The organism is Ancylobacter moscoviensis (assembly GCF_007559435.1).
In the GTDB taxonomy this organism is placed as follows: domain Bacteria; phylum Pseudomonadota; class Alphaproteobacteria; order Rhizobiales; family Xanthobacteraceae; genus Ancylobacter; species Ancylobacter moscoviensis.
Genome location: NZ_VMBP01000001.1, coordinates 479,013 through 502,872, shown reverse-complemented (window position 1 = coordinate 502,872; position 23,860 = coordinate 479,013). Strand labels below are relative to the sequence as shown.

24 protein-coding genes are annotated in these 23,860 nt (G+C 65.8%); 21 read left to right on the top strand and 3 right to left on the bottom strand.

All coding sequences use genetic code 11. The features are described 5' to 3' along the window. Positions 1-376 precede the first annotated feature (376 nt). Positions 377-964: a DUF3489 domain-containing protein gene (locus FO470_RS02255; protein ID WP_144341293.1), complete on the bottom strand. Its 588-nt coding sequence runs from the start codon at positions 962-964 to the stop codon at positions 377-379. A gap of 112 nt (positions 965-1,076) precedes the next feature. After that, positions 1,077-1,298: a hypothetical protein gene (locus FO470_RS02250; RefSeq protein WP_144341292.1), complete on the bottom strand. Its 222-nt coding sequence runs from the start codon at positions 1,296-1,298 to the stop codon at positions 1,077-1,079. A 104-nt stretch (positions 1,299-1,402) separates the two neighbouring features. On the opposite strand from FO470_RS02250, the gene FO470_RS02245 reads away from it, so the two are divergent. The 16 genes from FO470_RS02245 to FO470_RS02170 all read left to right on the top strand — a co-directional run bounded on the left by FO470_RS02245 (position 1,403) and on the right by FO470_RS02170 (position 16,763). Then, positions 1,403-1,960 (top strand): elements of external origin, encoded by a 558-nt coding sequence (locus FO470_RS02245; RefSeq protein WP_144341291.1) that lies wholly within the window; start codon positions 1,403-1,405, stop codon positions 1,958-1,960. After that, positions 1,908-3,914 (top strand): phage terminase large subunit family protein, encoded by a 2,007-nt coding sequence (locus tag FO470_RS02240; RefSeq protein ID WP_186291807.1) that lies wholly within the window; start codon positions 1,908-1,910, stop codon positions 3,912-3,914. Before FO470_RS02245 ends, FO470_RS02240 begins: the two co-directional genes overlap by 53 nt. Positions 3,915-3,926: 12 nt before the next feature. Next, positions 3,927-4,139, top strand: coding sequence for a phage head-tail joining protein (locus FO470_RS02235; protein WP_144341290.1), 213 nt, complete (start codon positions 3,927-3,929; stop codon positions 4,137-4,139). Further along, the gene (locus FO470_RS02230) at positions 4,136-5,635 is read left to right on the top strand and encodes a phage portal protein (RefSeq protein WP_144341289.1); all 1,500 of its coding nucleotides are present in this window, start codon (positions 4,136-4,138) and stop codon (positions 5,633-5,635) included. Before FO470_RS02235 ends, FO470_RS02230 begins: the two co-directional genes overlap by 4 nt. Before the next feature lie 17 nt (positions 5,636-5,652). Beyond that, positions 5,653-7,689, top strand: coding sequence for a prohead protease/major capsid protein fusion protein (locus FO470_RS02225; protein ID WP_144341288.1), 2,037 nt, complete (start codon positions 5,653-5,655; stop codon positions 7,687-7,689). A 45-nt stretch (positions 7,690-7,734) separates the two neighbouring features. Then, complete coding sequence (locus FO470_RS02220; RefSeq protein WP_144341287.1) at positions 7,735-8,070, top strand: DUF2190 family protein; 336 nt, start codon at positions 7,735-7,737, stop codon at positions 8,068-8,070. Between the two features lie 2 nt (positions 8,071-8,072). Continuing rightward, entirely contained in the window at positions 8,073-8,387 is a 315-nt protein-coding gene (locus FO470_RS02215) for a head-tail joining protein (RefSeq protein ID WP_144341286.1), read from the top strand. 1 nt (position 8,388) lies between these two features. Then, positions 8,389-9,021, top strand: coding sequence for a DUF6441 family protein (locus FO470_RS02210; RefSeq protein ID WP_144341285.1), 633 nt, complete (start codon positions 8,389-8,391; stop codon positions 9,019-9,021). Beyond that, positions 9,018-9,452, top strand: a complete 435-nt coding sequence (locus FO470_RS02205; RefSeq protein WP_144341284.1) for a hypothetical protein — start codon at positions 9,018-9,020, stop codon at positions 9,450-9,452. The genes FO470_RS02210 and FO470_RS02205 overlap by 4 nt, the downstream gene beginning before the upstream one ends. Positions 9,453-9,514: 62 nt before the next feature. After that, positions 9,515-10,780 carry a phage tail tube protein gene (locus tag FO470_RS19640; protein WP_144341283.1) on the top strand — a complete coding sequence of 422 codons (1,266 nt, stop codon included), beginning with the start codon at positions 9,515-9,517 and terminating at the stop codon, positions 10,778-10,780. A gap of 10 nt (positions 10,781-10,790) precedes the next feature. After that, a complete protein-coding gene (locus FO470_RS02195; RefSeq protein ID WP_144341282.1) occupies positions 10,791-11,147 on the top strand; it encodes a hypothetical protein in 357 nt (118 codons plus the stop codon). A 161-nt stretch (positions 11,148-11,308) separates the two neighbouring features. Then, positions 11,309-11,455, top strand: a complete 147-nt coding sequence (locus tag FO470_RS02190; RefSeq protein ID WP_186291806.1) for a DUF7697 family protein — start codon at positions 11,309-11,311, stop codon at positions 11,453-11,455. Positions 11,456-11,478: 23 nt separating this feature from the next. Then, positions 11,479-14,874, top strand: coding sequence for a phage tail length tape measure family protein (locus FO470_RS02185; protein WP_144341280.1), 3,396 nt, complete (start codon positions 11,479-11,481; stop codon positions 14,872-14,874). Positions 14,875-14,885: 11 nt separating this feature from the next. Continuing rightward, positions 14,886-15,470, top strand: a complete 585-nt coding sequence (locus FO470_RS02180) for a DUF2460 domain-containing protein (protein ID WP_144341279.1) — start codon at positions 14,886-14,888, stop codon at positions 15,468-15,470. 10 nt (positions 15,471-15,480) lie between these two features. After that, positions 15,481-16,320: a DUF2163 domain-containing protein gene (locus FO470_RS02175; protein ID WP_144341278.1), complete on the top strand. Its 840-nt coding sequence runs from the start codon at positions 15,481-15,483 to the stop codon at positions 16,318-16,320. After that, a complete protein-coding gene (locus FO470_RS02170) occupies positions 16,320-16,763 on the top strand; it encodes a C40 family peptidase (RefSeq protein ID WP_144341277.1) in 444 nt (147 codons plus the stop codon). Before FO470_RS02175 ends, FO470_RS02170 begins: the two co-directional genes overlap by 1 nt. Here FO470_RS02170 and FO470_RS02165 read toward each other — a convergent pair. After that, positions 16,760-17,281: a hypothetical protein gene (locus tag FO470_RS02165; RefSeq protein ID WP_144341276.1), complete on the bottom strand. Its 522-nt coding sequence runs from the start codon at positions 17,279-17,281 to the stop codon at positions 16,760-16,762. The two genes, FO470_RS02170 and FO470_RS02165, sit on opposite strands and share 4 nt — an antisense overlap. Before the next feature lie 230 nt (positions 17,282-17,511). On the opposite strand from FO470_RS02165, the gene FO470_RS02160 reads away from it, so the two are divergent. From FO470_RS02160 to FO470_RS02140, 5 genes are all read left to right on the top strand, one after another. After that, the gene (locus FO470_RS02160) at positions 17,512-18,147 is read left to right on the top strand and encodes a hypothetical protein (protein ID WP_144341275.1); all 636 of its coding nucleotides are present in this window, start codon (positions 17,512-17,514) and stop codon (positions 18,145-18,147) included. Positions 18,148-18,150: 3 nt separating this feature from the next. After that, on the top strand, positions 18,151-21,999 hold the full coding sequence (locus FO470_RS02155; protein WP_144341274.1) for a baseplate multidomain protein megatron: 3,849 nt from the start codon (positions 18,151-18,153) through the stop codon (positions 21,997-21,999). A gap of 27 nt (positions 22,000-22,026) precedes the next feature. Next, positions 22,027-22,725 carry a DUF2793 domain-containing protein gene (locus FO470_RS02150; protein WP_144341273.1) on the top strand — a complete coding sequence of 233 codons (699 nt, stop codon included), beginning with the start codon at positions 22,027-22,029 and terminating at the stop codon, positions 22,723-22,725. A gap of 140 nt (positions 22,726-22,865) precedes the next feature. Beyond that, the gene (locus FO470_RS02145; protein ID WP_144341272.1) at positions 22,866-23,207 is read left to right on the top strand and encodes a hypothetical protein; all 342 of its coding nucleotides are present in this window, start codon (positions 22,866-22,868) and stop codon (positions 23,205-23,207) included. A 51-nt stretch (positions 23,208-23,258) separates the two neighbouring features. After that, positions 23,259-23,840, top strand: coding sequence for a TIGR02594 family protein (locus FO470_RS02140; RefSeq protein ID WP_246659446.1), 582 nt, complete (start codon positions 23,259-23,261; stop codon positions 23,838-23,840). The last annotated feature ends 20 nt before the right edge of the window (positions 23,841-23,860 follow it).

Genomic DNA, 23,860 nt, shown 5'->3' with positions numbered 1-23,860 from the left:
TTGTGCGGCCGAGAATTGCCGAGATCCCAGACCAAGGTCTCGGGATCTTTGCCGCGCAGGATTGCCAGGAGACGGACGTGCTCGCGTCGGCGGCGCGGTCGATTGTGAAACAGGATGTTCCAGTGCGACGGTGTTCCGTTCGGAAACGCGCCGACACTCCGGCTCTTGGTCCGGGGCTTCTTTCGCTTGTGGTGCATGGGGTGGTTCTCCGGTTGAAATAGCGCGCGAAGAGGCGCGCGGCCGGAGGGCCACGAATAAAACTTAGACGATGTCGATCGGAGGCAGGGTCGTTTTCGCGCCACGCTGATATCACGATGGCCCGGCGCTTGGAAGTGCCGGGCCATTTGGTCGACGACGTCCTGTCGCGGAGGCGGTTTCAGCCGGCGATTCGATACACCCGCCCGCGCTTCTCGATCTTCTCCGAGGTCACGTCGAGCCCAAGCTTCTTCTTCAGCGCCCCGGCAATCGCGCCCCGGACTGTGTGAGGCTGCCAGCCGAAGGCGCCGACGATCTCTTCGATTGTCGCGCCATCCGGCCGCCGCAGCATCTCGATCAGCTTGGCCTGCTTGCTGTCGTCACGCGCCCGGTGCTTCGGCGTAAGCGACGCCTCCATGCCCTCGTCGGCAAGCGGATACGAAGCGTCAGAAAAGTCGGCGACGGGGGCGGGCTCCCGTTCGCCGGCCTCGGACGCGGTTTCAATCGGCGGGTCCTCGGTGATGCCGAGGGCTTCAAGCGCGGCGTCGGTCGCGATCAGGGTGACGCGGTGTCGGTCGCCGGTTTCGCGCCAGACTGGCTCGCCCGGTTTGGCGTCCGCTTCCTCGATCATGCCCTTGGCGGCGAGGCTGTCGATGACCTTGGCAACGGCGCCGCCTTTGAGGTTCTCGGGCAGCGGCAGGATCACGCGGCCGGCACGCTGGCAGGCAGCGGCGATGATGACGAGTTGGGTGTCGGTGAGCTTGGTCATGGTAGGGGTCTCCTTCGAGGGGCCAGCACCATCGCAGCCCTCTCACGACCCCGAGCCCCGGTCGCGGCGATCGCGACGCGGGGTCTGCTGTTGCAGGAGGTTCAGGCGCGTCTCATTCCGCGTGTTCGCCCTCGCGGAAGGCGCTGTCGGTGATGCGCGTCAGAAGTTCGGCGTAGTGCGCCAATGTCCCGACATGGCCCCAATGGACCTCGTCGGGATGGACATCGAAATGATCGCCGCTGAGGGCCTGAAGGCGGGCGAGCGCGGCGTCGATCTCGGCCTTGCGCTTGATGAAAGCGTTGAGGGCTTGGTCGTTGGTCTGGCGGCGGGGCATGGTCGTCTCCGGCTTCTGATGACGACATACAGGCGCTGCTTCGGAGACGAGCCAAGCGAATAAGCGCCTCATCCGATTAGATTTTTTGACTGTGAGGGCGAGCCATGGGCGTGTCGATCCGCGCTTATGCGCGAAGCCGTGGCGTCTCCCACGTAGCCGTTCTGAAAGCTGCGAAATCGGGTCGGATCCCGCTCGAAGCCGACGGCAGCATTGACCCGGAAAAGGCGGACGCGGCCTGGGAACGTTCCACCGAACCCGGCAAGGCGAAGGGAACCGCCAGGCCCGCGCCGGAAGCGATGAAGCCCGTGCCGGAAGCGGCGCTCGGTTCCGTCCGCGAGACGCTCAAGGAACAGGGGCTCCCCGCCAGCGGCAACGTTACCTTCGTGCAGGCGCGGACCGCGCACGAGATCGCCAAGGCCCATCTCGCACGCCTTCGGCTGCAGCGCATGAAAGGCGAACTCGTCGACCGCGCGCGCACGACCGCGCTCGTCTTTCGCCTGGCGCGGGAAGAGCGCGACGCCTGGTCGGTTTGGCCAGCCCGCGTCGCCGCGCTGATGGCGGCTGAACTCGGTCAGGACGCGCACACCATGCAGAAGGTTCTCGAAACATATGTCCGCGCGCACCTCGCAGAACTCGCCGAGGTCGCCCCGGATTTCCGGTGAGATCGCCGCGTTCGACGGTGCGGAGACGATCCTCGACGCCTGGGGCTCGGGGATCACGCCCGATCCCGCACTCACGGTCTCGGAATGGGCTGATCGCGAACGGTTCCTGAGCCCGCGCGCCTCGGCCGAACCCGGTCGGTATCGAACCGATCGCACGCCTTACATGCGCGCCATCATGGATGCGTTGTCGCCGACAAATGCGACGCGGCGGATCGTGTTCATGAAGGCGGCGCAGGTCGGGGCGACCGAGGCCGGCAACAACTGGATCGGCTATGTGATCCATCACGCGCCGGGTCCGATGCTCGCGGTCCAGCCGACCGTCGAGCTGGCCAAGCGATTTTCGCGCCAGCGCATCGATCCCCTCATCGCCGAGAGTCCGGCCTTGCGTGAGCGCGTGAAGCCGCAGCGTTCGCGCGACGCCGGCAACACGATGCTCTCGAAGGAATTCCCTGCGGGGCTTCTGGTCATCACCGGCGCCAACAGCGCCGTCGGCTTGCGTTCCATGCCGGCGCGTTACCTGTTTCTCGACGAGGTCGACGCCTATCCGCCCTCGGCCGACGATGAAGGCGATCCCGTCGCGCTGGCGGAAGCACGCACGCGGACCTTTTCCTGGCGCTCCAAGGTCTTTCTGACCTCGACGCCGACGATCCACGGCGTCTCGCGGATCGAGCGCGAATTCGAAGCGAGCGATCAGCGCCGCTTCTTCGTCGCCTGTCCACATTGCGGGCATCGACAATGGCTGAGGTTCGAACGTCTGCGCTGGGACAAGGGCGAGCCGAACACGGCGCACTACGTCTGCGAAGCCTGCGACGGCGCGATCGCTGAGCACCACAAGACGGCTATGATGGAGGGCGGCGAATGGCGCCCGACGCGGCCGGTGAGCACGAGCGGCACCATGGGCTATCACCTGTCGGGGCTCTATTCCCCGGTCGGATGGTTGTCCTGGGCCGACATCGCCCGCATGTGGGAAGCCGCGCAGGCGAGCGACGAAGCAAAGCGCAGCTTCAAGAATGGCGTTCTCGGCGAAACCTGGATCGAGACCGGCGAGGCGCCCGATTGGCAGCGGCTCTACGAGCGGCGCGGCGCACATCGCTTCGGCATCGTCCCGAGCGGCGGGCTGTTCCTGACTGCCGGCGCCGACCTGCAGAAGGATCGCATCGAAGTCTCGGTCTGGGCCTGGGGGCGCGGTTTGACGAGCTGGCTGGTCGATCACGTTGTGATCCCCGGCGGCCCGGACTCTGCCGATGCCTGGGCTACGGTCACCGAACTTCTCGGCCGCACCTGGCCCCATGCGTACGGGCCGAGGCTCGGGATCGTGAGGCTTGCGGTCGACACCGGCTTCGAGACCGCGGCGGTGTATGCCTGGGCACGCGCCCAAGGCGCTGCGCAGGTCGCGGCGATCAAGGGTGTCGACGGCTTCAACCGCGTGAGCCCGGTCATTGGCCCTACCTTCGTCGATGCGACGGAAGGCGGACGCAAGATCCGTCGTGGCGCTCGACTCTGGACCGTCGCGGTCTCGACCTTCAAATCGGAAACCTATCGCTTCCTGCGGCTGGCACGACCGACGGACGAAGAGCGCGCCGAAGGCGTGGTCGATCCACCGGGCGCCATCCATCTGCCGCACGGCGTCGACGCCGAATGGGTGAAGCAGCTCGTCGCCGAGCATCTCGTCACCGTCACGACCAAGCGCGGCTTTCAGAAACTCGAATGGCAGAAGATGCGCGAGCGCAACGAGGCGCTCGACTGCCGTGTCTATGCGCGGGCTGCGGCCTGGATCGTCGGCGCCGATCGCTGGACGGAAGAGAAATGGCGCGACCTCGAGGACCAGATCGGGCCTTCGCAGGGCGATGACGCCGCCGAGGTTGACCATGAGGCCGGGCTTCTCGCGCGGCCGTCCGCACCTGCGGCGAAGCGGTCGAGCGACTGGCTCGGCCCCCGCAAGAAATGGCTTTGAAGGCAAACGGACATGGCGTGGACCACAGCGGAACTCGACGCGCTGAAGCGCGCCTATGCCAGCGGCACGCTGCGGGTGAGCTATGACGGCAAGACCGTCGAGTATGGCTCGGCCGACGATCTCCTGAAGCGGATCCGCACCATCGAAAGCGAGATCGCGGCAACGTCGGGCGGCCCGGCACGCCCGATCGCGGGCTTTGCCGGGTTCGGTCGGGGCGATCGATGAGCGGCGTGACGCTGATCGATCGCCTCGTGGCATGGGCCTCTCCGGAGGCCGGCGTCCGGCGCGCTATTGCCCGGCGCAGTTTCGAGACTCTGGCGACCGGCCGGCGAGGCTATGACGGCGCCGCCAGAGGGCGCCGCACGGACGGCTGGAAAGCGCCGGGCACGTCAGCCGACGCGGAGATCTCCGCGGCCAGCGGTCTGCTGCGAGACCGGATGCGCGATCTCGTGCGCAACAATCCACACGCAGCGAAAGCCGTGTCCGTGCTGGTCAACAACATCGTCGGCAGCGGCATCATTCCGCGTGCTGCGACTGGCGACGCCAAGCTCGACGAGACCGTTAATCGGCTTTGGGAGACCTGGTCGCCGCTCGCCGATGCCGACGGGCAACTTGACATCCTTGGCGTGCAGACGCTTGCCGTGCGCGAGATGATCGAAGCGGGCGAAGTGCTGCTGCGTCGTCGTCCCCGACGCGCCGCGGACGGGCTGCCGCTGCCGTTGCAGGTTCAGGTGATCGAGGCCGATCTTCTCGACGCCACCCGCAACGGCGATCTCGCGGACGGCGGTCGGCAGTTGCAGGGCATCGAGTTCGATGCGATCGGTCGCCGTCGCGCCTATTGGCTTTACGCCCAGCATCCCGGCGACGCGATCGTCTCGATGCGCCACCGTTTCGACAGTGCCGCAGTGCCAGCGCGCGATGTCCTGCATCTTTACGAGAAGCAGCGCACGCAGGTGCGCGGCGTTCCGTGGGGGACGCCGGTCATGCGGGCTTTGCGCGATCTCGACGATTGGACGCAAGCCGAGCTCGTCCGAAAGAAAACCGAAGCCTGCGTCGTCGGCATCGTGCTCGGCGCGGATGAAGCCGACCAGGGCATTGCGCCGGCAGTCGTCGACGCCGACGGCCAGCGAGTCGAGCAGTTCGAACCAGGGCTGATCGCCTACGCGCGCGGCGGCAAGGACATCCGCTTCAATCAGCCGGCGACGACGGCCGGAACCGGGGAATGGCTGCGCAGCCAATTGCACATCATCGCGGCTGGCTTCCGCATGCCCTATGAGCTGCTGACCGGGGATCTCTCTCAGGTCAATTATTCCTCGATCCGGGCGGGGCTCGTCGAGTTTCGCCGGCTGATCGACGCGATCCAGTGGCAAATCGTCATTCCCGGCCTGTGCCAGCCGCTTTGGATCTGGTTCTGCGAGGCAGCCTGGGCCGCCGGCAAGCTGCCGCGCCCTGACATTGTGGTCGAATGGTCGCCACCGCGTTTCGAGGCGGTCGATCCGCTGAAAGACGCCACGGCCGATCTTCTGGCCATGCGTTCCGGCACCATGACGCTCGCGCAAGCAATCGCCCGCCAGGGCCACAACCCTGATGCTGTCCTCGCCGAGATCGCGGCGATGAACGCCAAGATCGACACGCTCGGGCTCGTACTCGATAGCGATCCGCGCCGCGTCACCAAGACCGGCGTCATGCAGGCGGCATCGACCGACCCGTCGGACGCCTGATTTCGAAGGACATCGACATGAACCGTCACATCGACCTGCCGCCGCTCATGCGGGCGGCGGACCTCTTGCCGTCCTCTATCGACCGGGAGGCGCGCACCATCGAAGTCATCTGGTCGACCGGCGCGCGCGTCCGCCGGCATCCGTTCTTCAGCGATCCCTTCGACGAAGAACTCGCCATGGACCCGCAATCGGTTCGGCTCGATCGCCTCAATGGCGGTGCGCCTCTTCTGAAGGTGCATGACGCTTCGGCGCTCGACAGCGTGATCGGTTCGGTCGTGCCCGGCAGCGCCAGGATCGAGAACGGCCGCGGCCTTGCCCGCGTGCGGTTTTCAGAGCGCGAGGACGCCGAGGCCGTATGGCGGGACGTCGAGGCCGGGCACATCCGAGCGGTCTCGATTGGCTATCAGGTCCATCGCTTCGAGGTTACCAAGCAGGCCGGAGCCCCGGAGCTTTGGCGTGCTGTCGACTGGACACCGTTCGAGATCTCCGCCGTGCCGATCGGCGCCGATCCGGCAGCAGGCTTCCGCTTGCACGACACCACGGACGGAACGCCGCTGATCCCCTGCGTGATCGCGCGGGCCGATGTCGCCAATGCCCGCACAGAGCCGGCGCCGTCCCCATCAACACCCATCCGCGCCTCCACCCTTCAACGCAAGGAGCCTGTCCCCATGGACGAGATTGAAACCACCGATACTGCGACCGCCGAGAGCGGTGGCGCCGAAACCGCCCGCATCCTGGACAGGACCACGCCTGCGCCGGATACGGAGGCGATCGCCACGCGCGCACGGGACACCGAGCGTGAACGTGTCGCCACCATCTACGACCTTGCCGGGCGGCTCTCGCTCGATCGAGGCTTCGCCGAGGATCTGGTGAAACGCGGCGTCGCCATCGATGCAGCACGCACCGCCATTCTCGACAAGGTGGCAGCGGAAGCAGACAAGGTGCGCGTGGCCTCTCAGGTTAGCGTGCCGCTCGGTGGCCGCGACGAGCGGGTGACCCGCCGCGAAGCGGTCGCCAACGCGCTCCTCCACCGCTATGCCCCGACGCTCTTCCCTTTGACGGATCCGGCGCGGGAATATCGCGGCATGACGCTGCTCGAACTCGCCCGCGAGCAGCTGAGTTCGGCTGGCGTCAATGTGCGCGGTCTCTCGCGGGACGAGATCGCAACGCGCGCGCTGCATTCGGCCTCGGACTTTCCCGAGATCCTCTCGGCAGTAACCAACAAGACGTTGCGCCAGGCCTACGAGGTCTATCCGCGCACGTTCATGCCCTTCTGCCGGCAGGTCCTCGCCACCGACTTCAAGGCGATGAACCGCGTCCAGATCGGTGAAGCGCCCCAGCTGTTGAAGGTCGATGAAGGTGGCGAATTCAAGCGCGGCACCATTGCGGAGTCGAAGGAGAGCTATCGCATCGAAACTTATGGCCGTGTCGTCGCCATCACCCGCCAGGTCCTCATCAACGACGATCTCGACGCCTTCACCCGCATCCCCGCCATGTACGGCACGGCGATCGCAACGCTCGAAAGCGACGTCGTGTGGGGCATCGTTACCGCAAACGCCAACATGGCGGATGGTGTCGCGCTCTTCCACGCGACCCATAAGAACCTCGCTTCCCCGGCCTCAGCGCTCAGCGTTGCCGCCATTGGGGACGGTCGGACGGCCATGGCCAAGCAGACCGGCCTCGACAAGAAGACCGTTCTCAACGTGCGCCCGGCTTATGTGCTGGTGCCGGCCGCGCTCGAACTCACCGCCGAGCAGATCATCGCGCAAAACCTCGTCCCGGCGAAGACCGGCGATGTCGTGCCGCAATCCATCCGGACGCTCACCCCTATTGCCGAGCCTCGGCTCGACGCAGCGAGCGCCACCGCTTGGTATCTCGCCGCAAACCCGGCGCAGATCGACACGATCGAATACGCCTATCTCGAAGGTCAGCAGGGCGCCTATATCGAGACCCGTAACGGCTTCGATGTCGACGGCGTCGAGATCAAGTGCCGTCTCGACTTTGGCGCGAAGGCGATCGACTGGCGCGGCCTCTATCGCAATCCCGGCGCCTGATCCGATTGCGATCATCAACGCCTTTCCACTCAAGGAACAGAAGCCATGAAGAACTACGTCCAGCCTGGGCGCACGATCACGCTCGCCGCGCCTTATGCCGTCGCGTCCGGCGACGGTCTCCTCGTCGGCTCCGTCTTCGGTGTTGCGACCGCTTCCGCCGCACTTGGCGAACTGGTCGAGGCACACCTTGTCGGCGTCTTCGATCTGAAGAAGACCGCGAGCCAAGCCTGGTCCGTCGGCGACAAGGTCTATTGGGACAACACCGCCAAGGAAGTCACAAAGACCGTCAGCACCAATACGTTGATCGGTGCAGCGATCGAGGCCGTCGGCAGCAGCGCCGGTGAAACCATCGGGCGCGTTCGGCTGAACGGCACGGCCTGAACATGGGAGCGTTCCGCGCTGCGGTCGACGTGCTTTTCACCGATCCCAATCTCGCCGAGGCCGCGCTCTGGAAGGCGGGCGGGATTGGGCCAGGCGTGTCCGTCGCGATCATCCGCAAGATGCCGGACGCCACGGACGGTTTCGGTGACACCCGCGTCGTGCTGCCGACGGTCGTCATGGATGTTCGGAGATCCGACATATCGACGCCGGCCGAGGGCGACCTCGTCGAAATCGGAGCATCGACCTTCAAGGTGATCGGAACACCCATGATCGACCGGCTCGGCATGGTCTGGGCCTGCGAAATGGTCGAACTGTGAGATGCGCCTGACAATCCAGATGCCTGATCTCGGCAAGGCGCTCGCGGGCACCGAACGGGCGATCGAAAGCGCCGTCACATCCGGGATGCGCGACGCGACGACCGGGCTGAAGGAGGCGCTGCGCCAGGACGTCGTGTCCTCGCGGCTCGGCGAGCGACTGTCGCGGACGTGGCGCGGGAAAACCTATCCCGATACTGGATCGAGCATGGAGGCCGCAGCCTTCGTCTGGTCGAAGGCACCCAAGCTGATCGACGCCTTCGATCGTGGAGTGGTGATCCGTTCGAAGAGCGGCTTCTGGCTGGCGATCCCGACAGCCGCGGCCGGAACGAGCGGCATCGGAGCGAATGGCCGATCAGCGCGCATCACGCCGGGAGGCTGGGAACGCCGCACCGGCATGCGATTGCGCTTCGTCTATCGTCGCGGCCAGCCATCGCTGCTCGTCGCCGACAATGCCCGCATCAACACCAAAGGTCGCGCCGCGCCGAACCGGCGAAAGACGGGCCATGCGACTGCCGTGATCTTCCTACTCGTCCCGCAGGTTTCCTTGCGCAAGCGCCTCGACATCGATGCCGCAGCTCGAGCATGGGCCGGGCGCGTGCCGTCCCTCATCGCCCGACATTGGCGAACGTCATGACCTCGAAGCGAGAAGCCGTTCTCAACGCCGTCACCGCCCGGATCGTCGGGGTGCTACCCGGCGCGGAGGTGAAGCGCAATCTCGCCAAGGCGGAACGGATCGGCCCCGGCGGTCTCGTCGTCGTCCGCGACGGCGATCCCGGCGAGCCGGAGGTGACGCTGTCACCACTCACTTATCTCTATAGCCACCGCGTGCCCGTGGAGATCGCGGCCTATGAGAGCGCGACGCTGCCTCGTGAGGCGGTCATCGACCAGATGCTCGGGGCCATCGGGGCGTCGTTAGTGAGCGACCGCACGCTCGGGGGGCTCTGCGACTGGATCGAAGCAGAAGCGCCAGTGACCGACGATGTTGAGACGCTCGGCGCACTGCCGGGGCGCATCGCCGAATTCTCGATCCTCGCCATCTACGCGACTTCAGACCCGCTGGGCTGAACGCGGATCGGTCTGCGCAGGCGGACCAGCAATTCTGACCATTCACATCAAGGAGCATCGACATGGCGCGCGCACGCGGCGCGAACGCCGGCCTCGCGGCCGTGTTCGAATCGACCTACGGAGTCCCTCCGGCCTCCGGCTACCGCAAGCTCCCCTTCGTCTCGGCTAATCTCGGCGAAGAGCAAAGCCTGATCGAGAGCGATCTTCTCGGCTTCGGGCGGGAGCCGCAGCAGCCGGCCTACGACGTCATCAACAACGAGGGCGACGTCGTCGTCCCGGTCGACCAGCGCAATATCGGCTTCTGGCTGCGCGGCCTCATGGGGCCACCCACGAGTGCTGCTGTGGTCGCAGCCAGCGGTTCGATCGTGTTCTCAGCCCAACCCGCCAATAGTTCGACGATCACGCTGAACGGCATCGCGTGGACCTTCGTCAGCTCCGCTCCGAGCGGGAACGAGAGCCAGATCGGCGCCAATCTCGCAGCGACCCTGACGAACCTCGTGACCGCGCTGAACGCCTCTGCAGTCTCGCAGATCGCCGCGGCAACCTACGCCCAGACGGGCGGCACGACGCTCACCATCACCCACGACACGATCGGAGCTGCCGGCAATGCCTATACGCTTGCCACGCAGGCGGCGTCGAACGGCACGCCGTCGGGCGCGACCCTCGCCGGCGGCGCCAACAGCCATACCTTCGTCTCGGGAGCGCAATCCCTGCCGTCAATGGCAATCGAGATGCAACTTCCCGACGTGCCCTTCTTCGGCATGACCTACGGCGCGCGGGTCAATCGGTTCCAGGTCCAGGCACAACGCTCCGGCCTTCTCTCGGCAACGATCAATCTCATTGCACAGGGCGAGAGCGTCGCAACGAGCACGCAAGCTGGAACGCCCACGAGCCTGGTGCTCGATCGCTTCTCGCAATTTCAGGGCGAGGTGAAGCGCAACGGCGTTGCACTCGGCAATATCGTCTCAGCCGAGCTCGCCTATTCCAACAATCTCGAACGGGTCGAAGTCATCCGCTCGGACGGGCGCATCGCCGATGCCGACCCCGGCATCATCGCCGCGACGGGCACGATCACCACCCGTTTCTCCGACACCACGCTCGTCGATCAGGCGACGAACCGGACGCCCTGTGAACTCGCCTTCGGCTGGACGGCGGGTCCGAGCGCGTCGCTCACCTGGACGCTGCATCGCGTGTTTCTGCCGCGCGGTGATCGCCAGATCCAAGGCCCGGGCGGCATCCAGATCCCCTTCGCGTTCCAGTCGGCCAGGGACCCGACTCTCAACCAGACCGCAACCTGCGTCCTCATCAACGATGTCGCCTCATACTGAAGGAAAACCCATGCTCAAGCTCGATGTCATTTCGGAAACGCCTGTCGATCTCGACCTCCTGTCGGGCGTTCGCGTCACCGTGCGTCCGATCACCGTCGCCGCGATGCTGCTGGCGCGCGCCGCAGCCGCCGAGGTGCTGCGCGCAGCGGATGACGATGCCACCATCGCGGCGGGTGAGGCCTTCACCCGTGCGCTCGCGCGGCACGCAATCGTGAGTTGGGACGGTGTCGGCGACAAGGACGGCACCCCGGTGAAGCCGACGCCGGAGCGCATCGACCAGCTCATGGACCATTGGCCGGCTTTTGACGCCTTCGACCGGCTCTATGTCGGGCCGGCTCTCACGGGGGTCGATGAAAAAAACGTCTGATCGCCCTCGCCACATGGCACTTCGACGGGGGCGAAAGCTATTGCTCGGCGTGTCCGAGCAGATGTCCCGAGTGCCCCTATGAGATCAATGCGCTGCAGACTGGCGACGGGCTTCTTGCCTGGGAAGTGATCCGTCGCTCGACTGGACAGATCCGAGCCGTGATGGGCGCAGCCTATGCGCTCGACTTCGCCGCGATCCTGGCGCTCGCGCAGGCGATGGGGGCCGGCACCGCGCTCCTTGCTGACATCTTGCCCGAAATCGAACCGATCGTCGTCGCCGCCTACCGGCGCGGGACCGACGGTGCCTGAGCCCGGAAGGCCGATCCACCTCCATGTCCACCACCAATGTCTCGATCCGCCTCGGGCTCGAAGGCAAAGCGGAGGTCAAGCGTGGTTTCGAGGAAGTCGCCGGAGCCGGACACGCGGCATTCAGCCAAGTCGAACGCACGACCGATCAGGCTGGCGCTGCCATCGACCGCCAGGCCGCCCGGCTGAAGCGCCTTGCGGAAACCGCGAAACTCGCTGCTGCGGCCGATGCTTCGCAGCAGCGCTTCAACACGGTGCTCGGCGTCGATACTGCCGTCCCGAAATCGGCGCGGGATTCGGCAGCCGTCTTCGAGGAAGCGGCGCGCGAGGCTGACAGCTTCGCCCGTCGGGCGGCGGCGCTCCGGGCGGAACTCGACCCGCTCGGCGCCGCGCAGGACCGGCTCAACCGCGAACTCGGAGAATATGCGGCGCTTGCCAAGCGCGGCGCCATCACCAGCGCCGAGCACGCGGCGGCGCAGACGCTCGCCCGCCAGCGTTTTGAGGCGACGGAAAAGGCGCTCAGGGGTGTAGGTGGCGCAAGCGCGCTGTCGCGCCAGCAGCTCCTGACGCTGCAATATACGTTCAATGATGTCGTCGCCTCGCTCGGCTCCGGCATCTCGCCGATGACCATCCTGCTCCAGCAGGGTGGTCAGGTGACGCAGGCTTTTGGCGGCCTGCGGGGGACGCTGGCAACGCTGGGGTCGGCGATCGGCGTGGTCGGTGGCGTGATCGCCGGCGTCACGGTGGCTGCGGCCGGGCTCACTGCCGCCTGGATCGCCAACGATGCCTCGACCCGTGCCGTCGCCACGGCTCTCGCGGGCGTTGGTCGTGCTTCGGGCGCGACCAACGCCCAACTCGAACGGATCGCCCGGACCTCTTCGGAAGCTGGCCGAGTCTCCGTCTCGTCGGCGCGCGAAATGGAGGTTGCGTTCCTCCGCACCGGCAGGATCGGCGCGGAGGAAATGGGCCGGGCGATCAGCATCGCTCGGAATTTCGCGGTCACCCTCGGCGTCGAGACGAAGCAGGGCGCCGAGCAACTGGCGGGGGCGCTCGCCGACCCGGTCCGCGGCGGCGATGAACTCAATCAGCGTCTCGCTTTCCTCGACGACCGCACGCGGACCTATATCCGCACGCTGGTCGAGCAGAACAACCGGACGGAGGCGCAGCGCGTTCTTCTGAACGCCCTCGTGCCGGCGCTCGCCAATGCCGAACAGGCGACCAATGCCTTCGGTCGCGCCTGGGACTATGTCAGGCGCCAAGCTTCGAACGCCTGGGACGCCATCGGACGCGCCGTCGATCGGGCGGTCGATGGTCGGAGGCCCGAGGAAGAACTCGATCTCCTGCGCTGGCAACGCGCCAGGCTTCAAGAGAATGCGAACAGCGCGGGCTTCGTGCCCCTCATGCTGCCGCAGGTCGAGCAGCGCATTGCAGAACTCGAACGGCAGCTGGACGAACAGCAGCGCCGCGCCCGCGAGATCGCCGCAGATGCCCGAGCGAACGAGCTTTCAGTCCGCGCTGGAGAAACCGCGCGGGATCTCACGCCGGGTTCTCGCGATCTCCTGCGTCTGCGCGAGCAGGAAGCCGCGCTGCGAGCGGCGCTCTCCGACCCACAGGCACGTGCCAAGCTCGCCGATGTTGGGCAGGTCGAGCAGGCCTATGCTCGCGTCCGGGCCGAACTCGACCGCTATCGCGACGGCCTTGGAACTGCCGCAGTCGCTGCGGAGGCGTTCCGCAGCCGCTCGGATATTGCCGCCGAAGCGCTGCGGTCGCAGTCGAATGTCACCGAAGTCACGATCCGGGCGACGCTGGCGCTCGCTCGGGCCTACCTCGAAGGCGCGACTGCCGCCGAGACGGCTGAGGCCCGACGGCAAGGGCTGATCGATCAGGCGCGCGACGGAATCGACGCCGAAACCCGCGCCCGCCAGGCCTTACGCGAGCGGATCGCCGAAACCGCGGCGACGGCCGCCAAACAGGTTCAGGATCTGGGCCTCGAGGCGGATGCACGCCGTCGGGTCAACGATCTCATCGCCTCGGGCACGATCACGTCGTCGCGCGCCCAGCAGCAGCTTCAGCTCGAACAAGCCCTGCGGCCGCTCATCACGGCGCAGGCCCTGGCGGAAGGCGATGCGCGCGCGACGCTGACGCAGATCATTGAGCGCCTGCGCGAAGCCTATGGGCGCCTCAATGCCGAGGAGGCTCGCGGGCAGGCGCTTTCGGCGATCGAGGACAAGCGGCGCGAGATCGAACTGCTGCAGCGGCAAGTCGGGCTCGTCAATGCGAGCGTCGCCGCCCGGTCCAGCGTGCTGGCGATCCTGCGCGCCGAGCAGGAGCTGCGCCAGCGCGGCATCGACATCGCTTCTGCCGAAGGGCGCGCCTATGTCGAAGCGGCGGGCCAGATCGAGAGCCTCGGCCGAAGCCTGCGCGGCCAGGAGCGCCTTGTCGAGCAGCGCGAAGAGATCGCTCTTCTCGAACGCCAGGTGGCGCTCGTCGGAGCCTCGGTCGCCAAGCGTGGCGACGAGCTTGCCGTTCTTCGCGAGATCCAGGCGCTTCGCCGCGTCGGGATCGACAAGGGCAGCCCGGAAGGACAGGCGGCACTCGCGGGCGCGCGGCGGATTGAGGAACTGACGCGAACGCTCGCCGGGCGTCAGGCGATCCTCGACCAGCAAGACGAGATCAAGCTTCTCGAAAAGCAGATCGAGCTTGTCGGCCGCAGTGCCTCAGAGCGCGGTCTGGTGATCGCCCAGATCCGCGCCGAACAGGGCCTGCGCTTGCGCGGCATCGATCTCGCCTCCGAGGAAGGCCAGAAGATCGTCGAGAATGCCGGTCGCGTCGAGCGCCTGACGCAGGAGCTGCAGAAGCAGGATGCGGCTTATCGCGGCCTCGAAAACGCGGTCGGCTCGGCGCTCGACCGCTTCGGCGATGTGCTGGCGCAGGGCAAGACCGACTGGAAGTCCTGGGCAGATGCCGGACGCTCGGCCTTGCAGGACATCAGCCGCGAGATCATCAAGCTCGCGGTCCTCAATCCGCTCAAGAACTTCCTGTTCGGCGGCAATTTGCCGACGCTCTCGAATGCCGGCGGCTTCTTCGGCCAGATTTTCGCTGGCCTCTTTCACGAGGGGGGGCTCGTCGGGGCCGGCGGGACCATGCGCATGATGCCGGCTCTCGCTTTCGCCGGCGCGCCGCGGCTTCACAGCGGCGGTTATCTCAAGCCCGACGAGATGCCGGCAATCCTTCAGCGCGGTGAGAGGGTCCTGAACCGGGCGGAAGCTGCGGATTATGAGCGCGGTCGCGGAGGATCGTCCTCGCCGATCATGCTGACCTTCAACGTCTCGACGCCGGACGCCTCTTCCTTCCGGCGCGCGCAATCGCAGATCACCGCTGAGATGGCGGCGGCGATCGAACGATCGCGGCGCAATCTCTGACGGATGTTCCGATGGGCTTTCACGATGTGCGGTTTCCCGATGCGATCGCGCGCGGCGCGACCGGCGGGCCGGAATACTCGACCGACATCATCGCGGTCGCCTCCGGCTTCGAACAGCGCAACATCAACTGGCAGGCCGCACGCGCCCGCTACGACATCGGCACCGGCATCCGCACTCGCGAGCAGATGGCCGAGGTGATCGCCTTCTTCCGTGCTCGCAAGGGCCGCGCCTATGGCTTCCGGTTCCGTGACTGGACGGATTTCGAAGCGGCGGGACAGGCGATGCTCGCGACCGCCAACTCGCTTATCTGGCAGCTGGTGCGACGCTATCCGAGCGGACCAGGCGAGGACGTCCGTCTCATCACCAAGCCCGAAGTCGGCTCGGTGATCGTGCGGGTCAGTGGCTCGCCCATGGGCGTTACCATCGATCACTTGACCGGCAGGGTGACGTTCCCGTCCGCGCCTGGGGCCACGCCCTATGCGGACTTCCGCTTCGATGTGCCGTGCCGCTTCGACACCGATCACCTGCCAGTGGTCGCGACCGCCTTCCACCTTCAGCAGATATCGTCGATCCCGATCGTCGAAATCAGGACCTGAGCCACTTCCCATGAAGACCATGAGTTCCGGCCTTGCCGCTCATCTCGACGGCGAGGTCACGACGCTTGCCTGCCTCTGGCGTCTCGAACGCGCCGACGGCTGGGTGCGCGGCTTCACTGACCACGATCAGGACATCGCCTATCTCGGCCTCAACTACGTCGCCTCGACCGGCTTTCTGCCCTCCGCGATCAAGTCCGGCGCCGACCTCTCCGTCGACAACCTCGATGTCGACGGTTTTCTCGACGATGACGCCCTGAAGCCCGAGGACTTGACGGCGGGACGCTTCGATGGCGCGCGCATCGACATCATGCTGGTCAATTGGGCAAACCTCGCACAAGGGCACGTCCTGCTGCGTCGCGGTTGGCTCGGCGAGGTAAAGCGCGCGGATCAGCGCTTTTCAGCCGAAGTGCGGGGCATCGCCAATCGGCTCCAGCAGACCTCCGGCCAGCTCTATTCGCGGCTCTGCCGCACCGATCTCGGATCGGCCGAATGCACCGTGGACCTCGTGCCGCTCACCGACACGCTCACCATCTCGGCGGTCGCGTCCGGCGACACGTTTACTGTGCCGACGGCGCGCTCGTCGGGCTTCTACACGTTCGGCATCTGCACCTTCCTCACCGGCGCAAATGCCGGGGCAGCGACCGAGATCCTGTCCCAGATCGGGCAGTCGGTGACGCTCTTCACACCGATGTCCCGACTGATTGCCACCGGGGACCAGGTCCGCCTCGTCGCCGGGTGTGACAAGACCATTGAGACCTGCCACAGCCGCTTCTCCAACGTCCTGAACTTCCGGGGCGAGCCGCACATCCCCGGCAATGACAAGGTTTTCAGCTATCCGGTGCGTGACTGATGTTCACCCGCGACGACGTCCTCGCCGAGGCCCGCACATGGCTTGGCACGCCCTGGCACCACCAAGCCGCCGCTAAGGGAGTGGGGTGCGACTGCATCGGCTTCATCCGTGGCGTCGCCGAACCGTTCATGGGCAAGGTCGATATTCCGCTCGACTACACACCGACTTGGCATCTCTACCGCGCCGAGCCGCGCATGTATCTCGGCTTCAAAGCCGTCGCCGAAGAGATCGACTCGGCCGATGCACTGCCCGCCGACATCCTGCTCTTCGGCGCCGGCAAAGGCCCTGCGCATCATTGCGCGTTTCTCACGCTCGAAGGCGGGTTGATCCACTGCTACCAGGAAGCCGGGCGCGTGGTTCAACACGCCTTCTCGGACTTCTGGCGGCCGAAGCTTAGGCATGCCTTTCGGCTGCCGGGCATCATGAACGGCTCCGATGGTTAACTCACTTTCAGAAAAAGGCGCTCAGGGAACTCCTCCCAGAACCAGGAAATGGCTTTCGCCATCTCGTCAAATTGATCGTCTGAGATCTCAACCCACTCATAATCGAGAAAGTCGGCGGCGAACGAGGGCTTCTCGGCCAAGCTGACGAACGGATGATTTAGATATTGAGGAAAGGAGCGAGCGAGGTCGTCAAGGGATCGACCTTTCCCATGCTTATAGACGTTGACGATGAGGCGGCAGGCCTCGATTCGGTCGAAGAAGGAGCTGGCCCGACAATCCCATCCAAACTCTCTGAGCAGGTCAAAGATTTTCCCGACGTCCTGCTTCCAAACGAGATCGGCAACGGCCTTTCCTTCGTAATAGTGCACGAGCTCACGTTCGATGAAATCGCGAAGATCCTTGTCCCACTGGTGATACATGGCTGCGAGCGCGGCCAACATCATTTGCTTCTTCATATCGTGAAGAAGGCCATAGAACTCCTGGCCGCGGTCGTTGGCAGCCTCGGCGACATCAGCCATGTCGCTGTTCTCATCCCCTGGGAGTGACGCGAGCCTGTCATACTCTGACTCGCTGTATGCCTCGGCGTCGGCCTCGATCGTTTGAAACTGTGAGAGCACCCGCACCTTGACCTGGTCGACGAAAAACCTGTGCCGTCTCAGGAATAGGTCACGCGTTCCAGACCACATGTAAAGCTGCGGCTCCACCGCTCACATTCTCCATATCAACTCAATCTAACCCTCTTCCTAGCATGGCCCGCATCGTCCTCACCATCGGCGGCTACGTCCTCGGCAATCTGCTGCTGCCCGGCATCGGGGGCGCCATTGGCGGCGCGATCGGCGGCTATGTCGGGGGCATGGTCGACCAGCAGATCTTCGGCTCGGGCACGCCCGATCAGACGATCTACGGGGCGCGGCTACAGGATCTGCGCGTCCAGTCGTCGAGCTATGGAAGCGTGATCCCGGCGCTTTACGGCAAGGGGCGCCTTTCCTCGAACATCATCTGGATGCGCGGTTTCGAAGAGGAGACACGCACCACGACCGAGACGGTCGGCGGCGGCGGCAAGGGCGGCGGCGGTGGCAGCACGACGACAACGACCGTGGAATACCACTACTATTGCGACGTGGCGGTCGGGCTCTGCCAGGGGCCGATCGCCTCGGTGCCGCGCGCCTTCGCCGACGGCAATGTGTTTGATCCAGCCCATGTCGGGGACATGCGCGTCCACACCGGCTCGAACACACAGGGGCCGGATCCCCTGATCCAAGCGGTCGAGGGCGTGGCGAACACACCGGCCTATCGCGGGCTCGCCTATGTCGTCCTCGAACGCTTGCACATCACACCCTACGGCAACCGGCTTCCCCAGCTCTCCTTCGAAGTTGTGACCTGATCCATGGCCCAGCTCGTACTCACGCTGGCGGGCGGCGCGCTCGGCCAGGCGGTGGGCGGAGCCTTCGGCCAGGGTCTCGGCGCGCTGTTTGGCGCGACCATCGGCGGCATCCTCGACCAGCAGCTGTTCGGCCCACAGACCAACCGTCAGAAGCGGGAAGAAGGCAAGGTCACCGATGTCCGGCTCTCGGGATCGGCCTACGGGCAAGTCCGGCCGAACGTCTATGGCCGAGGGCGGATCCCGGCCAACATCATCTGGGCGCGCGGCATCCGTGAGGAGGTGCGCACGACCACCGAAACGGTCGGTGGCGGCGGCAAAGGCGGCGGCGGATCGCAGACCGTCGTCACGACCAGCTACCACTACTATGCCGATGTGGCGCTGGGGCTTGGCGAAGGACCGTTGACCTCGGTCTACCGCATCTGGGTCGACGGCCAGCCGATCGATTCCGACCACATCGACGAAATCCGCATCTACTATGGCGACGAGGCGCAAGGCCCCGATCCGCTGATCCAGGCGGTCGAAGGCGCAGACCGCACGCCGGCGTTCCGCGGCACGGCCTATGTCGTTCTCGAAAATCTCCACCTCACCGCCTTCGGCAACCGCTTTCCGAACTTCGAGATCGAGGTGTTTCGCGGATCACCCGCCGGCACGTCGGATGCGCGCCATCTCGTCGAGAGCCTATGCCTCATCCCGGCATCGGGCGAGTTCGCCTACGATCCGGACGTCGTGTTCTCGAACCGGCATGGTGCGGGCAGCGGTTTCAAGGCGGCGATCAACGCCCATGCCGGCCAGAAGCGCGCCGACTTCTCGGTCGCAATCGACAACCTGCAGCGCGAACTGCCGAACGTCGAATGGATCTCGCTGGTCTATGCTTGGTTTGGCACGTCGCTCGATGTCGCGACCTGTTCGTTGCGCCCGGAATGCGAGACGGGCGTCTATGCCGATCAGGTGCCGGAGAGCCGCCCTCATGTCTGGAGCGTCGCCGGCATCGGCCGTCCGCTCTTCGGCATGGATGGTGGGATCTCCGGCCTGCCGCATTGGCCGATGGTCTCGTCCTATACCCATCCCGACGGTTCGCTCGGCCTCTATTATGGCGGGACGATCGCCGACGGCGCCGTTGTGCGCGCGATTCAGGACCTGAAGGCGCGCGGCCTGAAGGTTCTGTTCTACCCGTTCATCCTGATGGACATCCCGCCGCCCGATCCGGCGCCTTTTCCGTGGCGCGGGCGCATCACCGGCACCGCCGCGGACGTGCCCGGCTTCTTCACCCGTGCCGATGGATATCTGCGGCTCATCCGGCACGGAATGACGCTCTGCGAGCAGGCAGGCGGTGTCGATGGCTTTGCGATCGGTTCGGAAATGGTCGCCCTCAATCGCATCCGGGACGCCGGCGGAGCTTATCCAGCCGTGGCCTATTGGAAGCAGATCGCCGCAGAGGCGAAGAGCCGTCTCGGCTCTGCCTGCCAGGTGACCTATTGCGCCGACTGGTCGGAATATCGCTACCACGACCGTGGCGGCGGCGATGTCGATTTCCCGCTCGATGAACTCTGGGCCGATCCGAGTATCGATGTCGTCGGGATCGACGCCTATTTCCCGCTGACTGACGCGCCGCGCGCTGTCCAGGACAAGGAAGCGATCAAGGCCGGCTGGCAGGGCGGTGAACTCGTCGACTACTACTATGCGAGCCCCTCCGACCGCGATCTCGACCGGCGTGGGCTTGCGCCGATCCGGTCGCCGATCTCTGAGCCCTTCTGGGCGATCAAGGCGCTGCGCTGGTGGTGGGAGAACACTCACATCCCAAGGGTCGCCGGCGTCCCGACTGGATCGCCGACGGATTGGACGCCGCGCGCCAAGCCGATCTGGTTCACGGAGATCGGCTTTCCGACGGTGAACTGCGCCACCAACCAGCCGAACGTCTTCATCGACCCGAAATCGGTCGAGAGCTTCGCGCCCTACTATTCGACGGGCGCGGTCGACCGTGTCGTCCAACGCGCCGCGCTCGAGGCGACGGAGGAATACTGGCGCGACCCGGCCAACAACCCGGTCTCGCCCGCCTATGGTGGACCGATGCTGGCCAGACGCTTCGTCTGGTGTTGGGACGCGCGGCCCTATCCATGGTTCCCGACGCTATCGAATGTCTGGAGCGACGGGGCGAACTACCGGCTCGGTCACTGGATCAACGGAAAGATTGGCAACATGCGACTCTCCGACATCGTCGGCGATCTATGCCTGCGTGCGGGGTTGCTTGCATCCGAGTTCGATGCCTCGGCGCTTGATGACGAGGTCGTCGGCTATGTGGTGACCGAACGCAAATCGATCCGCGACATGATCGCGGTGCTTCAGACGGCCTACTTCTTCGATTGTGTCGAGCGCGACGGCAAGCTCGTCTTCGTCAAGCGCGGCGGCAGTGGCATCGTAGCGATCGATGCTGAAGATCTTGGCGCCTCGGACAGCGACAGCGATCGCTCACGGGTGAAAATCGAGCGCACGCAGGATACCGAGTTGCCCATCGCCATCGATGTCGTCCACATCGACGAGGGGCGCGACTATCAGTCCTCGACCGTCACCATCCGCAAGCAGGTCGGCCGCTCCGACAGCGTGACGACCTTCTCTTTGCCGATCGTGCTTTCGGTCGAGCAGGCGCAAACCATCGGGCAGCGGGCGTTGCGCGAGATGTGGCAGGGACGCGAGGCAATCGATCTTCGCCTGCCAACCCGAGGGCTCAAGATTGACCCGACCGACGTTGTCGAGGTGCCGGTCGACGGTGCGCTGCGGCGATACCGTGTCACCTCGGTCACCTTTGGCAAGCCCGGCCTCGTGCTGGTGCGCGGCCAGGCCACCGATGGCGGTAATCCGGATTTCGTCTCGACGCCGACAGGGTCGGGGAGCCTGCCACCTGCCGCCCCCGAGCCCGTCTCACCGGTGCGCATCGAGCTTCTCGATATGCCCATCCTCATTGATGCGCACGAGGCATCATCGCCGTCCTTCTACATGGCGGCATGTCCGCTCGGCGGTGGGCGGTTCCGGGGCGCCAGCCTCTTTCAGCCGACCGCCGACGGTCTCGACTATGTTTCGGCAACCGTGGCGACGCTTGCCTCGACCATGGGGGTGACAGTGACCACTCTGTCTTCCGGGCCGGTCTGGATTTGGGATCGCGGGAACAGCGTCGAGGTTCAGCTCGACCACGGCGCACTGCAATCTCTGCCCGACGAGCGGGTGCTGGCGGGATCGAACGCGGCGCTGATCGGCAACGAGATCGTCCAGTTCGCGACTGCCGAGTTGATTGCCGCCGGGCGCTATCGCCTCTCGCGCCTCCTGCGCGGCCAGCGCGGCACCGAGGGCGAGGTCGTCACCCATCCGGCCGGATCGCGCTTCATCATGCTCGACCCCGCCCGGCAGGTGCGCCCCACGTTCTCGGTTTCGCGGCTCGGGTTGACGATCGCCTACAAGGGGGCGCCCGTGCCGGAAGGGCCCGCCGGCGATCATGCGCTGTCGCTGCCCTTCGCCAATGGCGGACGCGGCCTGAAGCCATTCACGCCGGTTCATCTGAGGGCCAGCCGCGAAACCGGAGGCGATGTGCGCCTCTCTTGGATCCGGCGCAGCCGCATCGGCGGCGATTCCTGGTTTGCCGAGGTTCCACTCGGCGAAGAGGCCGAGGAATACGACGTTGCGATCCTCAACGGATCGACCGTGCTCCGGGCGACGCGGGTGACGAGCGCGAACCTTCTCTACACGGCGGCCCAGCAGGTCGCGGATTTCGGGGCGCAGCCGGCGACGCTCAAATGGCGCGTGGCGCAGGTCTCGCGCGTCTTCGGTCCGGGCGGAAGCGCCGAAATCACAAGCACGCTCTGACCTCATCTCCCAACCGAAGGAACGACAATGCCGACGACCAATCTTGGTCTGCCGCAGCTCGCGGCCGACCAGGCGCAGAAGCACGTCACCGTCAATGAAGGGCTCGCACTGCTTGATGCCCTCGTCATGCCGGCGGTGAAGACCCGCAGCCTCTCCGCGCCACCCGCCAGTCCGAATGAGGGCGAGCGCTGGATCATCGGGGCAAGCCCGACGGGTCTTTGGGCGAGCAAGGCCGGGCAGATCGCGGTCTGGCTTTCGGGAGCCTGGACCTTCCTCATCCCCAACGCCGGTTGGACGATCCATGTCGAGGATGAGCGATTGACGCTCACCTGGTCCGACGGCGCCTGGCGTGATCGGATCGTCGGCACGCCGAATGGTGGGGCGATTCGCCTCGTCGCGCTCGAACAAGAGCTTACCCTCTCGGGCGCCTACGTCGATGCGACCACCGTCGTGATCGCCGATCGGATGATTGTTCTCGCCGTCGCGTCACGGACCACGCAGGCCATCACTGGAGCGACGTCCTATTCGGTCGGCGTCGCCGGCAACACCAGCCAGTTCGGCGGCTCGCTCGGGATCGCGCTGGGCTCAACCAATATCGGTGTGATCGGTCCAACCGCTTTCTACGCTGACACGCCCGTGCGTGTGACCGCCGCCGGCGGCAACTTTACCGGCGGCAGGGTGCGCCTCGTCCTCTACGCGCTCGCCTTCACGGCCCCCAACGCCTGACCGGCCACAGTCGCGCGACAGGCGCCCCGTGGGCGCGACCGCACACGCCTGCGGGGGATACCGCGCTCCGCCCGCCCTTCGCGCCCCTCGGCGACGTGTGCGCCAGCGTTCGCCAACCCAAAACCCTGAGAGGAGTCACCATGTCCGCAGTCCCTGCGGCGGCTGTCACCGTCGCGCCCGAAGCCATCACGATCACCTGGATGGTCGCAGGCAGTATCATCGCCGAGCTTCTGATCCTGATCGTGTTCCTCGTCAGGATCGCCTGGTGGCTCTCCGGCCGGTTTGCCCTGATCGACGCGAGCTTCGCCGCGAACGCCCGCGAGATCGCGGAGATCAAGGTGGACGTCTCGAACGACATCGCCGGCCGCAAGGTCGTCGCCGAGGCCCGAACCGACATCGCCCAGATGAAGGCGACGCTTGGCGAGTTTCGCGAGCGCATCGACCGCCTCGAAAACCATGAGGACGAGCGGAAGCACGCCTGACCTTCCAACCCATCCCCGCCACCCAGCCCGCCCTCCGGCGGGTTTTTTTGTTTGGAGATCCCGATGTTGCCCAAAGACTACCGCTGGCTCGCGAGCGAGCCGGGACCGCGCATGCTGGTCGAAGCCCTGAAAGAATTCGGTGTCATGGAGGCGCCGGGCAACGCGGACAATCCGCGCATTCTCGGCTGGCAGCGTGAGCTTCAGGCGGCAGGACTCGGCCGAGACTATGGCGGCTTCTACGACGCCGATGCGATCCCCTGGTGCGGGCTGTTCATGGCGGTGACCGCCCACCGGGCGAATGTCGAACGCCGGCCGGAACGCAATCCACCGAAACTCTACCTCTCGGCGCTCGCCTGGACCGCGTTCGGCAAAGCGATCCCGAAAAGCGCAGCGGCACTCGGCGATGTCCTCGTCTTCAAGCGCAGTTGCGGAGGGCATGTCGGCCTCTATGTCGGCCACGACGCCTCGGCCTTCCATGTCCTCGGCGGAAACCAGTCCGACCGCGTGACGATCTCCCGCCTCTCCAAGCAGCGCCTCGTTGCCGTGCGCCGGCCCGCCTACCTGGCCCAGCCAGCGAACGTGCGCCCCATCGTCCTCGGCTCTTCCGGCAGCCTCTCGGTCAACGAGGCTTGATCATCTTTCATTGGAGACCA

Coding starts and splice junctions, on each gene's coding strand:
- FO470_RS02255 (WP_144341293.1), bottom strand. CDS start 964: ATGACCAAGCTCACCGACACCCAACTCGTCATCATCGCCGCTGCCTGC.
- FO470_RS02250 (WP_144341292.1), bottom strand. CDS start 1,298: ATGCCCCGCCGCCAGACCAACGACCAAGCCCTCAACGCTTTCATCAAG.
- FO470_RS02245 (WP_144341291.1), top strand. CDS start 1,403: ATGGGCGTGTCGATCCGCGCTTATGCGCGAAGCCGTGGCGTCTCCCAC.
- FO470_RS02240 (WP_186291807.1), top strand. CDS start 1,908: ATGTCCGCGCGCACCTCGCAGAACTCGCCGAGGTCGCCCCGGATTTCC.
- FO470_RS02235 (WP_144341290.1), top strand. CDS start 3,927: ATGGCGTGGACCACAGCGGAACTCGACGCGCTGAAGCGCGCCTATGCC.
- FO470_RS02230 (WP_144341289.1), top strand. CDS start 4,136: ATGAGCGGCGTGACGCTGATCGATCGCCTCGTGGCATGGGCCTCTCCG.
- FO470_RS02225 (WP_144341288.1), top strand. CDS start 5,653: ATGAACCGTCACATCGACCTGCCGCCGCTCATGCGGGCGGCGGACCTC.
- FO470_RS02220 (WP_144341287.1), top strand. CDS start 7,735: ATGAAGAACTACGTCCAGCCTGGGCGCACGATCACGCTCGCCGCGCCT.
- FO470_RS02215 (WP_144341286.1), top strand. CDS start 8,073: ATGGGAGCGTTCCGCGCTGCGGTCGACGTGCTTTTCACCGATCCCAAT.
- FO470_RS02210 (WP_144341285.1), top strand. CDS start 8,389: ATGCGCCTGACAATCCAGATGCCTGATCTCGGCAAGGCGCTCGCGGGC.
- FO470_RS02205 (WP_144341284.1), top strand. CDS start 9,018: ATGACCTCGAAGCGAGAAGCCGTTCTCAACGCCGTCACCGCCCGGATC.
- FO470_RS19640 (WP_144341283.1), top strand. CDS start 9,515: ATGGCGCGCGCACGCGGCGCGAACGCCGGCCTCGCGGCCGTGTTCGAA.
- FO470_RS02195 (WP_144341282.1), top strand. CDS start 10,791: ATGCTCAAGCTCGATGTCATTTCGGAAACGCCTGTCGATCTCGACCTC.
- FO470_RS02190 (WP_186291806.1), top strand. CDS start 11,309: ATGGGCGCAGCCTATGCGCTCGACTTCGCCGCGATCCTGGCGCTCGCG.
- FO470_RS02185 (WP_144341280.1), top strand. CDS start 11,479: ATGTCCACCACCAATGTCTCGATCCGCCTCGGGCTCGAAGGCAAAGCG.
- FO470_RS02180 (WP_144341279.1), top strand. CDS start 14,886: ATGGGCTTTCACGATGTGCGGTTTCCCGATGCGATCGCGCGCGGCGCG.
- FO470_RS02175 (WP_144341278.1), top strand. CDS start 15,481: ATGAAGACCATGAGTTCCGGCCTTGCCGCTCATCTCGACGGCGAGGTC.
- FO470_RS02170 (WP_144341277.1), top strand. CDS start 16,320: ATGTTCACCCGCGACGACGTCCTCGCCGAGGCCCGCACATGGCTTGGC.
- FO470_RS02165 (WP_144341276.1), bottom strand. CDS start 17,281: ATGGCTGATGTCGCCGAGGCTGCCAACGACCGCGGCCAGGAGTTCTAT.
- FO470_RS02160 (WP_144341275.1), top strand. CDS start 17,512: ATGGCCCGCATCGTCCTCACCATCGGCGGCTACGTCCTCGGCAATCTG.
- FO470_RS02155 (WP_144341274.1), top strand. CDS start 18,151: ATGGCCCAGCTCGTACTCACGCTGGCGGGCGGCGCGCTCGGCCAGGCG.
- FO470_RS02150 (WP_144341273.1), top strand. CDS start 22,027: ATGCCGACGACCAATCTTGGTCTGCCGCAGCTCGCGGCCGACCAGGCG.
- FO470_RS02145 (WP_144341272.1), top strand. CDS start 22,866: ATGTCCGCAGTCCCTGCGGCGGCTGTCACCGTCGCGCCCGAAGCCATC.